13 protein-coding genes are annotated in these 12,949 nt (G+C 70.8%); all 13 read left to right on the top strand.

Annotation, left to right across the window (positions count from 1 at the left end; all coding sequences use genetic code 11):
* The first annotated feature begins 10 nt into the window (after positions 1-10).
* The 13 genes from BUQ68_RS18715 to BUQ68_RS18655 all read left to right on the top strand — a co-directional run bounded on the left by BUQ68_RS18715 (position 11) and on the right by BUQ68_RS18655 (position 12,745).
* Complete coding sequence (locus BUQ68_RS18715) at positions 11-577, top strand: fasciclin domain-containing protein (protein ID WP_075217542.1); 567 nt, start codon at positions 11-13, stop codon at positions 575-577.
* 186 nt (positions 578-763) lie between these two features.
* Positions 764-2,455 carry a methyl-accepting chemotaxis protein gene (locus BUQ68_RS18710; RefSeq protein WP_075217541.1) on the top strand — a complete coding sequence of 564 codons (1,692 nt, stop codon included), beginning with the start codon at positions 764-766 and terminating at the stop codon, positions 2,453-2,455.
* Between the two features lie 142 nt (positions 2,456-2,597).
* Positions 2,598-3,701: an inositol-3-phosphate synthase gene (locus BUQ68_RS18705; RefSeq protein WP_075217540.1), complete on the top strand. Its 1,104-nt coding sequence runs from the start codon at positions 2,598-2,600 to the stop codon at positions 3,699-3,701.
* A complete protein-coding gene (locus tag BUQ68_RS18700) occupies positions 3,698-4,303 on the top strand; it encodes a histidine phosphatase family protein (protein WP_075217539.1) in 606 nt (201 codons plus the stop codon). Before BUQ68_RS18705 ends, BUQ68_RS18700 begins: the two co-directional genes overlap by 4 nt.
* Positions 4,300-5,400 carry a CgeB family protein gene (locus BUQ68_RS18695; protein WP_075217538.1) on the top strand — a complete coding sequence of 367 codons (1,101 nt, stop codon included), beginning with the start codon at positions 4,300-4,302 and terminating at the stop codon, positions 5,398-5,400. Before BUQ68_RS18700 ends, BUQ68_RS18695 begins: the two co-directional genes overlap by 4 nt.
* Positions 5,401-5,456: 56 nt before the next feature.
* Complete coding sequence (locus tag BUQ68_RS18690; RefSeq protein WP_075217537.1) at positions 5,457-6,284, top strand: sugar phosphate nucleotidyltransferase; 828 nt, start codon at positions 5,457-5,459, stop codon at positions 6,282-6,284.
* A gap of 14 nt (positions 6,285-6,298) precedes the next feature.
* Positions 6,299-7,087, top strand: a complete 789-nt coding sequence (locus BUQ68_RS18685; RefSeq protein ID WP_075217536.1) for a TIGR04290 family methyltransferase — start codon at positions 6,299-6,301, stop codon at positions 7,085-7,087.
* A complete protein-coding gene (locus BUQ68_RS18680; RefSeq protein ID WP_075217535.1) occupies positions 7,084-8,025 on the top strand; it encodes a glycoside hydrolase 5 family protein in 942 nt (313 codons plus the stop codon). The genes BUQ68_RS18685 and BUQ68_RS18680 overlap by 4 nt, the downstream gene beginning before the upstream one ends.
* A gap of 38 nt (positions 8,026-8,063) precedes the next feature.
* The gene (locus BUQ68_RS18675) at positions 8,064-8,888 is read left to right on the top strand and encodes a PIG-L family deacetylase (RefSeq protein WP_175577860.1); all 825 of its coding nucleotides are present in this window, start codon (positions 8,064-8,066) and stop codon (positions 8,886-8,888) included.
* A 44-nt stretch (positions 8,889-8,932) separates the two neighbouring features.
* Positions 8,933-10,003 (top strand): glycosyltransferase, encoded by a 1,071-nt coding sequence (locus BUQ68_RS18670; protein ID WP_075217534.1) that lies wholly within the window; start codon positions 8,933-8,935, stop codon positions 10,001-10,003.
* Positions 10,000-11,019: a GNAT family N-acetyltransferase gene (locus tag BUQ68_RS18665; RefSeq protein ID WP_095407377.1), complete on the top strand. Its 1,020-nt coding sequence runs from the start codon at positions 10,000-10,002 to the stop codon at positions 11,017-11,019. Before BUQ68_RS18670 ends, BUQ68_RS18665 begins: the two co-directional genes overlap by 4 nt.
* Positions 11,016-11,909, top strand: coding sequence for a class I SAM-dependent methyltransferase (locus BUQ68_RS18660; RefSeq protein ID WP_139315274.1), 894 nt, complete (start codon positions 11,016-11,018; stop codon positions 11,907-11,909). The genes BUQ68_RS18665 and BUQ68_RS18660 overlap by 4 nt, the downstream gene beginning before the upstream one ends.
* A gap of 338 nt (positions 11,910-12,247) precedes the next feature.
* The gene (locus tag BUQ68_RS18655) at positions 12,248-12,745 is read left to right on the top strand and encodes a peptide deformylase (protein WP_075217533.1); all 498 of its coding nucleotides are present in this window, start codon (positions 12,248-12,250) and stop codon (positions 12,743-12,745) included.
* The last annotated feature ends 204 nt before the right edge of the window (positions 12,746-12,949 follow it).

The following is a 12,949-nucleotide window of genomic DNA, read 5'->3' as shown; positions in this document are numbered from 1 at the left end:
AGGTAGACCCATGACCAAGAACCGCACGTCGCTTGCCCTTCGTCTCGCCGCCGTGGCCTTCCTCGGCGCCGCCAGCCTGGCCCATGCCCAGGAGCCCCCGATGGTCGGCGGCGCTCCGATGCTGCCGAGCCTGACCATTCCGGAGAACGCCTCCAAGGCCGACAACCTGACCACCCTGGTGGCCGCCGTGACCGCCGCTGGCCTTGTCGACACCCTGGCGTCCGACGGCCCCTTCACGGTGTTCGCGCCGACCAACGACGCCTTCGCCAAGCTTCCCGCCGGCACCGTCGACAGCCTCGTCAAGCCTGAGATGAAGGACACCCTCACGGGCATCCTCACCTACCATGTGGTCGCCGGCAACTACACGGCCAACGCCATCGCGGCCGCCATCGACGCGGGCGGCGGCAAGGCCGAACTGAAGACGGTCGCCGGTGGCACGCTCACCGCCATGATGAAGGACGGCGGCGTCGCCATCATGGACGAGGCCGGCAACACCGCCATGGTCACCCAGGCGAACGTCACCCAGAAGAACGGCGTCGTTCACGTCATCGACACGGTGCTGATGCCGAAGGCCTGACGCGGACGGAGGCCCTCCTTCCTTCAAGGCGGCGAATGCCCTGACAGGCGGCAACCAAGTGGTTGCCGCCTTTTTCTCGAGGCCCTTCGGGCACCGGCCTCATATGTAATTATTTTAAATGTTGGCCGGTCACTATTGCGCGAACACCGGGCCCGACGCCCGTCGAATCAGTGGCAGGACACGAGCATGCGCCTTCTCCAGAACCTCAGCCTCGTTCAGAAGCTCACCATCCCCATCGTCATCCTGGTCGCCGTCACGATCGGCCTCGTTCTCATCGCGGCGTCCGGCATGCGCCAGATGGCGGCGACGGCCGACCACGTGGTGTCGGTTTCGGCCGCTCGGAAGAGCCTGCTCCTGGAGGCGGTGGCGGCGGTGGACGAGTTGTCCATCCAGGAGAAGAACATGATCATCGACGTCCGCCCGGACGCCCTCCGGGCCTACAAGGCGGGCTTCGAGGAGGCCAAGGCCCATGCGCTCGAGGCGATCGACGGGCTGATCGCCCTGTCCGACACGCCGGAGCGGACGGCCCGTAACGAGACGATCCGCGCCGAGGTGGAAAGCTATCTGGCGCTTGCGACCGAAAGCGTCGCGCTGGCCCTTGCCGGTCGCACCGGCGACGCCGAGACCCTGTCGCTTGGCGAGGGCCGCACCCGCCGCCAGCAGGTGAGCGAGACGCTGACCACGCAGGTGGGCCGGCTGAACGTGGAGTTGGAGCAGTCCCGCACCGCGTCCGCGGCGACCGCCGCCGCGACCGAGATGACCCTGATCGGCAGCGCGGCGTTCGGCCTTCTCGTTGCGCTCGGCATTCTCGCCACCATCGTGATCGGCTTCGTGACCCGGCCGATCGGCCAGATCACCCGGTCGCTCGGCCAGCTTGCCGCGGGCGATCTGAACGCCGAGGTGATCGGCGCCGACCGCAAGGACGAGGTGGGCGCGCTCGCCCGGGCGCTTGCCACCTTCAAGGCCCGCGAGATCGAGGCCCGCCGCCTCGCCGCCGCCCAGGAGGCGGAGAACGAGGCCAAGATGCGCCGGGCCCAGCGGCTCGATGCGCTCACGTCCCGCTTCGAGGCGAGCGTGCGCGGCCTCACCGGCAGCCTGGAGGCCGCCGCCGTCGAGCTGGAGGCGACGGCGGGATCCATGTCGTCCGTCGCGGACGAGACCACGCGCAACTCCACCCACGTGGCGACCGCGGCCCAGCAGACCTCCGCCAACGTACAGACCGTGGCGGCGGCGACCGAGCAGCTGGCCACCTCCGTCCAGGAGATCGCCAACCGGGTCGGGCAGTCCGGCTCGATCGCCGACAAGGCGGTGACGAGCGCCGCCGACGCGGATGCCCGGGTGAAGGGCCTCGCGCTTGCGGCGGACCGGATCGTCGACATCGTCGACCTGATCAGCACGATCGCGGACCAGACCAACCTCCTCGCGCTCAACGCCACGATCGAGGCGGCACGGGCCGGCGAGGCGGGCCGCGGTTTCGCCGTGGTGGCGAGCGAGGTGAAGGCGCTGGCAACCCAGACCTCCAAGGCGACCGGCGAGATCTCCTCCCAGATCGGCGAGATCCGCGCGTCCACCGGCGAGGTGGTGACGGCCATCCAGTCGATCGGCAGCATCATCGGCCAGATGGCCGACATCTCGCGCATCATCGCCGCGGCGGTGGAGGAACAGGACAGCGCCACCGGCGAAATCTCGCGCAACGTCAACCAGGCCGCCCAGGGCACCGAGGAGGTGACCAGCAACATCCTGACCGTGCGCACCAACGCCGGCGAGACCGCCTCGGCGGCAAGCCAGGTGCTGGCCGCCGCCCGCGAGCTCGCGCGCCACACGAGCGAGCTCGGCCGCGAGGTCGACGGCTTCCTCGGCGAGGTGAAGGTCGCCTGACGGCGGCGGCCACGGCTCGGCCGCCGACGCCCGGCGGATCCGGCTCTGGAACAAACGGCGTGGCCGCGGGTTCGATCTTGCGGCACCGCTGACCCTTCAGGTTCGGCGGGCCTCGTCCACCCCGCTGTCCCGGAGCCGTCCCTTGAGCCCCAGATCCCTGCGCGTCGGCCTTGTCGGTGTCGGCAACTGCGCCTCCTCCCTGGTGCAGGGCCTCAGCTACTACAAGGAAGCGCGCGGCAACGAGCCCATTCCCGGCCTGATGCACGTGGACCTCGGCGGCTACCACGTGGGCGACATCGAGGTCTCCGCGGCCTTCGACGTGGACGCCCGCAAGGTCGGCCGCGACGTGAGCGAGGCCATCCTGGCCGAGCCGAACAACACCGCCGTCTTCGCCAAGGTGCCCGCGACGGGCGTCACGGTCCACCGGGGCAACACCCTCGACGGCCTCGGCCGCTATGTGCGCGATGTGGTGGAGGAAGCCGACGGACCGGTCGCCGACGTGACCCGAGTGCTGGAGGAGAGCCGCACGGACGTGCTCGTCTCCTACCTGCCGGTCGGATCGCAGCAGGCCGCCGAGTGGTACGCGGAGCGGGCGCTGGAGGCGGGCTGCGCCTTCGTCAACTGCATGCCGGTCTTCATCGCCTCCAAGCCGGAGTGGGCGAAGCGCTTCGAGGCGCGCGGCCTGCCGATCATCGGCGACGACATCAAGAGCCAGGTCGGCGCCACCATCGTGCACCGGATGCTGACCAACCTCTTCCGCGAGCGCGGCGTGCGGCTCGACCGCACCTACCAGCTCAATTTCGGCGGCAACACCGATTTCCAGAACATGCTGGAGCGGGAGCGGCTGGAATCCAAGAAGATCTCCAAGACCCGCGCCGTGACCAGCCAGCTCGACGTGGACCTGGAGCCCGGCAACGTACACGTGGGCCCGAGCGACCATGTGCCCTGGCTCACCGACCGCAAGTGGGCCTACATCCGCATGGAGGGCACCACATTCGGCGGCATGCCGCTCAACGCGGAGCTGAAGCTGGAAGTCTGGGACAGCCCGAACTCGGCCGGCATCGTGATCGACGCGGTCCGCTGCGCCAAGCTCGCACTCGACCGGGGCCTCGCCGGCCCGCTGATCGGTCCCTCGAGCTATTTCATGAAGTCGCCGCCGGTGCAGTTCACCGACGACGAGGCGCGCCGGCGCACGCTCGCCTTCATCGCCGGCAATGACGACGCGCCCTACGGGGGTCGGCGGTGACGCTGATCTACCTGGTCCGCCACGCGGCGCACGACCATGTGGGGCGGATCCTCACCGGCCGTGCCGCCGGTGCGCGGCTGGCCGACCGGGGCCGTGTCCAGGCGGCCCGGCTTGCGGAGCGGTTCCGTGGCCTTCGCCTCGACGCGGTGCACGCCAGCCCGCGCGAACGCGCCCAGGAGACCGCCGAGGCGATCGCCGAGCCGCACGGCCTGTCGGTGGATGTGGCGAGCGATCTCGACGAGATCGACTTCGGCCGCTGGACCGGCGCCTCCTTCGACGCGCTCTCGGCCGACCCGGCCTGGCGCCGCTGGAACGAGGCGCGGGGCCTCGCCCGGGTGCCTGACGGCGAGACCATGGCGGAGGCGCAAGGGCGCATGATCCGCCATCTCGACGCCATCGCGGCCGCCCTGCCGGCCGGCACGGTGGTGATGGTCGGCCACGCCGATCCCATCAAGGCGGTGGTCGCGGCGGTGCTGGGCCTTCCGCTCGACGCGCTGCATCGGTTCGACGTGGACCCCGCCTCGGTGACCCTGGTCGACTTCGCCGCCCATGGGGCGCGCATCGTTCGGCTCAACGACGGCCTGGAGGACGCCCGCCCATGAAGCTCGTGGTGTTCGGCCTCGCCATCTCGTCGTCCTGGGGCAACGGTCACGCCACCCTCTGGCGTGGCCTCGTCAAGGCGCTCGCCCGGCGCGGCTGGAGGGTGGTGTTCTTCGAGAAGAACGTGAGCTGGTATGCGGACGCCCGGGACTATCACGCGCTCCCGGGCGGCGAGCTGGTGCTCTACGACGACTTCGAGGCGGTCCGCGCCTCCGCCCGGCAGCATGTGGCCGAGGCGGACGTCGCCATGGTGACGTCCTTCTGCCCCGACGGGATCGCGGCCGGCGCCCTGATCGCGGACGCCGCGCCCGGCCGGCGGGTGTTCTACGACCTCGACACGCCCGTGACGATCGCCAAGCTCGACGCCGGGGAGACGCTGCCTTGGATCGGCCCGCGCGGCCTTGCCGACTACGACCTGGCGCTCAGCTACACCGGCGGTCCGGCGCTCGACGCCCTGGTCGGCCGTCTGGGAGCACCGGCGGCCGCGCCGCTCTACGGCCATGTGGACCCGGACGTTCACCGCCCGGCGTCGCCCGATCCGGCGTTCGCCGGCACGCTTTCCTATCTCGGCACCTTCGCGGCCGACCGGCAGGCGGCGCTTGAGACGTTGATGATCGACGCCGCCCGGGCAAGACCGTCCGACCGCTTCGTCATCGCGGGCGCCCAGTATCCGGCCGACTTTCCCTGGACGGACAACATCTTCTTCGTGCGCCACCTGCCGCCCGACGCCCATCCGGCCTTCTATGCGGCCTCCGGCCTCACCCTCAACATCACACGCGAGGCCATGGCCCGGTCGGGCTGGTGCCCTTCCGGTCGCCTGTTCGAGGCGGCCGCCTGCGGCGCGGTGGTGCTCTCCGACACCTGGCCGGGGCTCGACGCCTTCTTCGAACCGGGCCGCGACATCCTGATCGCCCGAACGACGGACGACACCCTTTCGGCACTCGACCTTTCCGGTGCCGAGCGGGCCCGGATCGCCGAAGCGGCGCGGGCGCGCGTTCTTGCCGAACACACCTCCGACCATCGGGCGGTCACTCTGGAAGCCATTCTGGCCGAGGACGCGCCGGCCCGCCTCGCCGCCGTCCGCGAACCGGCAGGCTGACCTCTGCGTTCAACCCACGGGACGGCATAGCGCCCGTTCGGAAGGGAGTTTCCGCCATGTGGGGCATCGTACCGGCCGCCGGCCGCGGCACACGCATCCAGCCGCTCGCCTTCTCCAAGGAGTTGCTCCCCGTCGGCAGCCGCCTCGACCATGGCATCGAGCGGCCCTGTGCCGTGTCGGAGTATCTGGTGGACCGGATGATCGCCGGTGGGGCGGACAAGATCTGCTTCGTCATCGCGCCGGGGAAGTCGGACATCCTGCAATACTATGGCGGCGCCTACGGCGATGCGTCCGTCGCCTACGTGGTGCAGCCCTCCCCGGCCGGCCTCTGCGATGCCCTGTTCCGGGCGACGCCGCTGATCGGACCGGACGAGAGCGTGCTTGTCGGCCTGCCCGACACCGTGTGGATGCCCCAAGACGGCTTCGCCGCCCTGCCGGACGACCGGCTGGCCTTCCTGCTCTTTCCCGTGGAGCGGCCGGAATATTTCGACGCGGTGGTGACCGACGACGCCGGACGCGTCCTCACCGTGGAGGTGAAGGCGCCCGCGCCTCGGACGCACTGGATCTGGGGCGGCTTCAAGATGCCCGGCCGCATCCTCCACGAGTTGAAGGCCCTCTTCGAGGCGCGCGACGGCCGCGACGAGTACTTCGGTACCCTGGTCAACGCCTGGATCGCCGAGGGCGGCATGGCCGTCGGCGTGCGCGCCGGCACCTCCTACGTGGACGTTGGCACGCTCAACGGCTACCGCGCCGCCCTCGGCCTCCTGGCCGAGACGGCGGCAAACGGCCCCGCCAACGGCCTCGCCGGCAGCCGCGTCGCCCTCGGCTGGCCCACCGGCCGCCCCTTCGCCGGCCTTCCCCTGACGCCCAACAGCCCGGAATGACGCCCTTGCAGCCCATGACCACCCCGCCCCCCGTCCGGCCCCTCACGGAGGACGAGATCCGTGCCCGCGTGACGGCCCTCGGCCCCTGGTTCCACAACCTCGACCTCGGCGGCGTCATGACCGCGCCCGACCACTTCCTCGGCGACTATCCGGCCGTGAAGTGGAAGCGCTTCGAGGCGGCCATCCCGGCGGACCTCACCGGCAGGACCGTGCTCGACATCGGCTGCAACGCCGGCTTCTACGCCATCGAGATGAAGAAGCGCGGCGCCGAGCGGGTGGTCGGCATCGACTTCGACGAGGACTATTTGGCCCAGGCGCGGTTCGCCGCCGAGATGGCCGGCCAGGATATCGAGTTCCGCCGGCTCTCCGTCTATGACGTGGCGGCGCTCGGCGAGCGGTTCGACGTGGTCATCTTCATGGGCGTGCTCTACCACCTCCGCCACCCGCTGCTCGCGCTTGACCTGATCCATCGCCACGTGGCCGGCGACCTCCTGGTGTTCCAGTCGATGCAGCGGGGCTCCAACGCGGTGGCGCCGGTCGCCGACGACTACCCGTTCACTGAGACCGCCCATTTCGACGACCCCGGCTATCCGAAGATGCACTTCATCGAGCACCACTATTCGGGCGACCCGACCAACTGGTGGGCGCCCAACCGGGCCTGCTCGGAAGCCATGCTGCGGAGCGCCGGCTTCGAGATCCTGTCCCATCCGGAGGAGGAGGTCTTCGTCTGCCGGCGCGCCGAGGCGCCCGAGGCGAACGCCGCCGTCTACCCCGCCCGCGGCCCCGAGGAGAGCGCCCGATGATCGAAGCCGCGATGATCTGGAACGAGCCGAACAACAAGTCGCACTGGGATCCCGAGGTGGACCCGGACTGGACCCTCTTCGCCGACATGGTGGTGAAGGCCGGCACGGCCATCCGCTCGGCCAACGGGTCGGTCACCCGCGTGCTCGGCGGCATGTCGCCGATCGATGCCCTGTTCCTGAAAAATCTGGAAGGCAAGGGCGTGATGGAGGTGGTGGACGCGGTCGCCGTGCACGGCTTCCCGCTCGACTGGAACCTCTGGTCCATCCACGACTGGCCGGCCAAGATCGACGAGATCCGCGCCGTCACCCACAAGCCCGTCTGGGTGAGCGAGGTGGGCATCTCCACATTCGGCGCCGAGGAGGTCCAGGTCTGGGGCCTCGGCCGAACCGCCGAACTGCTGATCGGCAAGGCGCCGCGCATCCACTGGTATTCACTCTACGACCTGCCGCAGGCCTGGGGCGCCACCACCCGCCACAAGGAGGCGGAGGGATCGTCCTACTACCGGCACTTCTACATGGGCCTGATCCGCGAGGACGGCACCGCGAAGCCTTCGCTGGAGCGCTTCGCCGACTTCGCGCCCGACATGGGCTTCTGCCAGTGGTTCCACTACCAGGACCCGCGCCTCGACGAGGCCGTCGGCTGGATGAAGCGGCTCGGCGTCACCTATCTGCGCACCGGCCTCTCCTGGGCCGACAGCTTCCGCCCGAACGCCCTCGACTGGTTCGACCGGCAGATGGACGCCCTCGGCGACTTCGACGTGACCGTCACCTTCTGCTTCACGCCGGAACACCGCGGCCTCCAGCCCCACCACACGTCGGCGCCCCAGGATCCGACCGAGTTCGCCGACTTCTGCGCCGCGATGATCGACCGCTACGCCGACCGGGTGGGCGTCACGCCGCGCCCTGCCGGACCGGTCACCGTCGCGGCCGGAATCTGATCCCGTCAACCGGCGACAGCCACAGGAGGAAGCCGGTCGTGTCCCTGATCGACGCCCTCGCCGTCCCCGGTCGGTCGATCACCCGGTCGGTCGCCCTGGTGGTCGCCCACCCGGACGACGAGACGCTGATCCTCGGCGGCCTGATGCGGCGTTTCAGCGGGTTGACCGTCGTCCACCTCACGGACGGCGCACCGCCCGACGGGGCGGACGCGGTCAAGGCCGGCTTTGCCGACACGGACGCGTACCGGGACGCCCGGACGGCGGAACTTGCCGCCGCGCTCGATGCCGCCGGCGTTGCGGCGGACCGGCGCGTCGCCTTCGGCCTCGCCGACCAGAGCCTCATCCACCATGCCGCGCCGACGGCGGCACGGCTGGCGGATCTCCTTGCCGCACGCGCGGTCGAGGCGGTGATCACCCACGCCTATGAGGGCGGCCATCCGGATCACGACGCCGCTGCGCTCTCCGTGGCTCTCGCGGCGGCGATCCTCGCCGCGCGGGGCGGGCCGGATCTCGACATCGTGGAGGCCCCGCTCTACCGGGAGGGTCCCGATGGCAAAGTGGTGGTCCGTTCGCCGGTGGGCTCCGACCGGCCGGCGCTGGTGCTCCGCCTCGACGCGGACGAGCAGGCCGAGCGAGCCGCGATGCTCGCCTGCCACCGCTCCCAGGTTCGGGTGATCGCAGCCCTGTCGCCGGCGCTCGCGGACAACGACGTCGCGGTGTTCCGCACCACCCGGTCCGCCCCCTTCACCGTGCCGCCGAACGACGGCCGCTTCCTCTACGACCGCTGGCCGATCGCGCTCACCGGGGAGGTCTTCCTGCATTCAGCCGGCCTCGCCCTCGCCGAGGCGAGCCGATCCACCTGATTCCGCCTGGTCCGAAAGGGCCGCCAGCCGACGAGCACCGCCCGATGACACTCACGGTTCTTTCCGTCGCCTATCCGCTGGCCCCCGTCGGGCCGGACGCGGTGGGCGGCGCCGAGCAGGTGCTGAGCCATCTCGACCATGCGCTGGTCGCCGCCGGTCACCGGTCGCTGGTGATCGCCGACGGCCGGTCCAGGGTGGCCGGGCGGCTGATCCCGATTCCGCCGGAGACCGGCGGTCTCGACGAGGCCGCCAAATCCAGAGCCCAAGCCGCCACGCGGGCCGCCATCGCGGCGGTGCGCGCCGCCGAGCCCGTGGATCTCGTCCACCTGCACGGCATCGACTTCCCCGCCTACATGCCCGACCACGGCCCGACGCTCGTCACCTTGCACCTGCCGCTCGACTGGTATCCGCCGGATGCGTTCGCCCCCCGGCCGGGCCTCGTGCTCCACGGCGTCTCCGCCGCCCAGACCCGCACCGCCCCGCCGGGCGCCCCTCTTGCGGCTCCCATCCCGAACGGCGTGCCCGTGCAGGCGCTTCAGGCCCGGCATGCCAAGCGTGACTACGCCCTGGTCCTCGGCCGCGTTTGCCCAGAGAAAGGCATTCACCTCGCCCTCGACGCCGCCCACCTGGCCGGCCTCCCGCTTCTCATCGGCGGTATGGTCTATCCCTACGAGAGCCACACGGCCTATTTCGAGCAGGAGATCGCGCCCCGTCTCGACCGGTCGCGGCGCTTCCTCGGGCCGCTCGGCTTTGCCGCCAAGCGCCGTTTCCTCACCGCCGCCCGCTGCCTCGTGCTGCCGAGCCTCTGCGCGGAGACGAGTTCGCTCGTCGCCATGGAGGCGCTCGCCTGCGGCACGCCGGTCGTGGCCTTCCCGAACGGCGCTTTGCCGGAGATCGTCGAGCACGGGCGCACCGGCTTCCTCGTCCGGGACGTCGGCGAGATGGCCGCGGCCATGCGGGATGCGCCCCGACTGTCGTCCGGGCTTTGCCGGGCCGAGGCGCGCCGCCGCTTCTCGCTCGACGCCATGACGGCGCGCTACCTCAACCTCTACCGGACGGTGATCGCCGGAACTGGGCGCTCCCTCGCCCCTCTAGCGGTCGTCGCCGCCTCATGATCCCGGCTGCTCTGTCCCTCCAGCCGTCCGCGGCCCCGTCGATCGCGGTGCGCCTCGTCACCGACCGCCCCGGTCTTGTCGCCCTGGAGCCTGGCTGGTGGGCGCTCTTCCGCGCCTGCGCACAGGCGACCCCCTTCCAGTCGCCGGCCTGGCTGCTTGCCTGGACAAGCGCCTTCGCCCCCGCGGACCTTCGCGTCGCGGCCGCCTTCGCCGGCGACCACCTCGTCGGCCTGGCGCCGTTCTGGCACGAGGACGGACGTTACGGCCGCCGTCTCCTGCCGCTCGGCATCGGCGTTTCCGACGACCTGGACATCCTCGTTCACCCGGACCATCCATCTGCCGGGCAGGCCATGCTGGCGCGTCTCGTCGCCGATGCCGACTGGGACGTGCTCGGCCTGGAGGATTGCCTGCCCGGGGCGGCCGCTTTGACTCTCCCGGTCCCGGACAGCTTCGACGACAGCGTCGAGCCGCAAGCGGTGCGCCCGACGCTTGCTCTCGGCGACGCCGGCTTCGACGCGGTCCCGGCGCGCAAACGCCGCAGCCTGCGCCGCTCCGAACGCATGGCCGGGGCCGACCTCAGCTTCGCGATCGACGACGACACGGACGCCTTCCTGGACGATCTCATGCGCCTCCATCGCGCCCGCTGGCAGGCCCGCGGAGAGGACGGCGTCCTCGCCGACCCTGCCGTGGCGCGCTTCCACCGGGATGCCCTGCCGCGGCTCCAGGTGGCCGGCCTCGTCCGGCTGCACCGTCTCCGCATCGAAGGCCGGCCCGCGGCCGCCATCTACGCGCTCTGTCATCGCGGCGTGACCGCCCCCTACATCGGCGGCCTCGATCCGGCCTTCACGGACGTCGCCGCCGGATCACTTGCCATGGGGCACTTGATCCGCACCGCCGCCGCCGAAGGGGACCACACGATCGACTTCCTCCGCGGGGCCGAGCCCTACAAATACCTTTGGGGCGCGCGCGACGTGCAGACGGTCCGCCGCCGCTTCGTCCGCCGGCCGGCGCCATGACGACGTCCAGCGACACGCCTCGCCGCACGCTTGCCGATGAGCCTTGGTTCGCCGCTCTTCGCGCCGACGCGGACCGGCTGACGCCGGCGCTCGCGCTCGCCCGGCTTGCCGCGGCGGCGCCGCCGGCGGAAGCGCGCCTCGGTCTTCACGCCCTCATCGACGCGGAGCCCGGCCGGCGCCTCTGGCGGGATGCGCTGGCGCTGGCGGACCGTGACGGAGACGTGCTCGCCCGCCTCCGCGCGGTTCTCGCCACCGTCGACCACCGGCCCGGCCTCTCCGTGGAGAACATCGCCGCCATGTTCGACGCCGCCGTCGCGGTCTCTCCGGAGGCCGGCGTCGCCCTGCATAGCCTTGGCGATCCTGCCCTTCTCGCCGCCGCCACCGCCGAGATCGTGGACGTGCTTGCCGCCGGTGGCCTCCTTGCACCCGACCGGGACGTGCTCGACGTGGGATGCGGCATCGGCCGCATGGCGTTGGCGCTGGCCCCGCGCGTCAGAACGGTCGTCGGCCTCGACATCGCACCCGCCATGGTGACCGAGGCGAAGCGCCGCTGCGCCGGCCTTTCCAACGTCCGCTTCGCCGTCTCCGACGGCCGCGACATGGCAGAGGTGGCCGACCTCTCCGTCGATTGCGTCCTCTTCGTCGACGCCTTTCCCTATGTGATGCTGGCGGGCGGCGATCTCCCGTCCCGGATGGTCCGCGAAACCGGCCGTGTGCTCCGACCCGCCGGCAGCCTCGTCCTTCTCAACATGAGCTACCGCGCCGACCCGTCTGCCGACGCAGCGGACTTCACTACTCTCGCCACCGCCGCCGGTCTCACCCCCACCGTCATCGGCCACGCCCCTTTCCGCCTGTGGGACGGCCTGATGTTCCGCGCCGACCGCATCTGACGAGAGCGCAAGGCGCTGAGCCGTCTCGTCGACGCACGTGCGGAAGCACGTCCGGCCGGGCCTCAGCCGACATGGCGCCGGACTGCCGCCTTCGGCACGCTGCTGACGCGCGGCTCGTAACGTTCGAACGCGCCGATTGTCTGGCGTCTTGCGGCCAGACCGCCTGCGCCTCGTCGGATAATCTTCCGCCGCGGATGCAAAGGCATCCGCCTTGTCCGAACAGGTCCCGCATGCTCCAACAAAGGCAGGCGGCTCGGTCTTCGCCCCGGTCACCGACCTCACAGCGGACGTCCTTGCCGCCCTGGACCGTTACCATCTACAGCCCCAGCGGAGATCCGATGCCCGTCCGTCCCGTCATCGCCTATCCGGATCCACGTCTCGCCTACGTGGCGGAACCGATCGAGCGGTTCGACTCCGAACTCGGGGCCTTGGCAACCGACCTCGTGGACACGATCCGGAGCGTGGGCGGCCTCGGACTCACGGCGCCGCACGTCGGCGTTCCGCTGCGGCTCGTGGTTCTCACCCTCGACGCTGCCGCGGCACCGGAGATCTACGTCAATCCGCTCGTCGTCTGGTCATCCGACACGATTGCGACCCATCCGGAGGGCAGTGTCTCGATGCCGGGCGTCACGGACACTGTCGACCGCCCGTCCCATATCCGCGTCGCCTACGCGTCCCTCGATGGCGGCGCGCTCGTTCGCACGGCCGACGGCCTTCGCGCCGTCTGCCTGCAACACGAGATCGACCAGCTCGACGGCATCTTCTGGATCGATCGACTTTCCCGACTGCGTCGCGACCGCCTCCTCAAGCGGTGGCGCAGGACCCGCCAAAGCTGAACGGCAAACGCCAAGGTGCGTCACGCCGCGCCGGAACGACAGCCGCTTCCTGCCACCGCCTGTCTCGTCATCATCCACGGCCATGAAACCCTGGCGGCCAGAACAGCAAACAGGACCGCTACGCATCGCCACCCCAGGCCAACCCGCATCGCCCGCCCTGCCCTCCCCTCCCCTTCTCCTCGCTCGTCATGGTCCGCGCAGGCG

The sequence above is a fragment of the Mongoliimonas terrestris genome, assembly GCF_001927285.1.
GTDB classification, from domain to species: Bacteria; Pseudomonadota; Alphaproteobacteria; order Rhizobiales; family Pleomorphomonadaceae; genus Chthonobacter; species Chthonobacter terrestris.
Note: the sequence above shows the minus strand (reverse complement) of the source record. Positions and strands in the feature narration are given on the sequence as shown.

What these genes read in the sequence shown, in the direction of transcription:
- BUQ68_RS18715 (WP_075217542.1), top strand. Translation starts at nt 11, where the DNA reads ATGACCAAGAACCGCACGTCGCTTGCCCTTCGTCTCGCCGCCGTGGCC.
- BUQ68_RS18710 (WP_075217541.1), top strand. Translation starts at nt 764, where the DNA reads ATGCGCCTTCTCCAGAACCTCAGCCTCGTTCAGAAGCTCACCATCCCC.
- BUQ68_RS18695 (WP_075217538.1), top strand. Translation starts at nt 4,300, where the DNA reads ATGAAGCTCGTGGTGTTCGGCCTCGCCATCTCGTCGTCCTGGGGCAAC.
- BUQ68_RS18690 (WP_075217537.1), top strand. Translation starts at nt 5,457, where the DNA reads ATGTGGGGCATCGTACCGGCCGCCGGCCGCGGCACACGCATCCAGCCG.
- BUQ68_RS18685 (WP_075217536.1), top strand. Translation starts at nt 6,299, where the DNA reads ATGACCACCCCGCCCCCCGTCCGGCCCCTCACGGAGGACGAGATCCGT.
- BUQ68_RS18680 (WP_075217535.1), top strand. Translation starts at nt 7,084, where the DNA reads ATGATCGAAGCCGCGATGATCTGGAACGAGCCGAACAACAAGTCGCAC.
- BUQ68_RS18670 (WP_075217534.1), top strand. Translation starts at nt 8,933, where the DNA reads ATGACACTCACGGTTCTTTCCGTCGCCTATCCGCTGGCCCCCGTCGGG.
- BUQ68_RS18665 (WP_095407377.1), top strand. Translation starts at nt 10,000, where the DNA reads ATGATCCCGGCTGCTCTGTCCCTCCAGCCGTCCGCGGCCCCGTCGATC.
- BUQ68_RS18660 (WP_139315274.1), top strand. Translation starts at nt 11,016, where the DNA reads ATGACGACGTCCAGCGACACGCCTCGCCGCACGCTTGCCGATGAGCCT.
- BUQ68_RS18655 (WP_075217533.1), top strand. Translation starts at nt 12,248, where the DNA reads ATGCCCGTCCGTCCCGTCATCGCCTATCCGGATCCACGTCTCGCCTAC.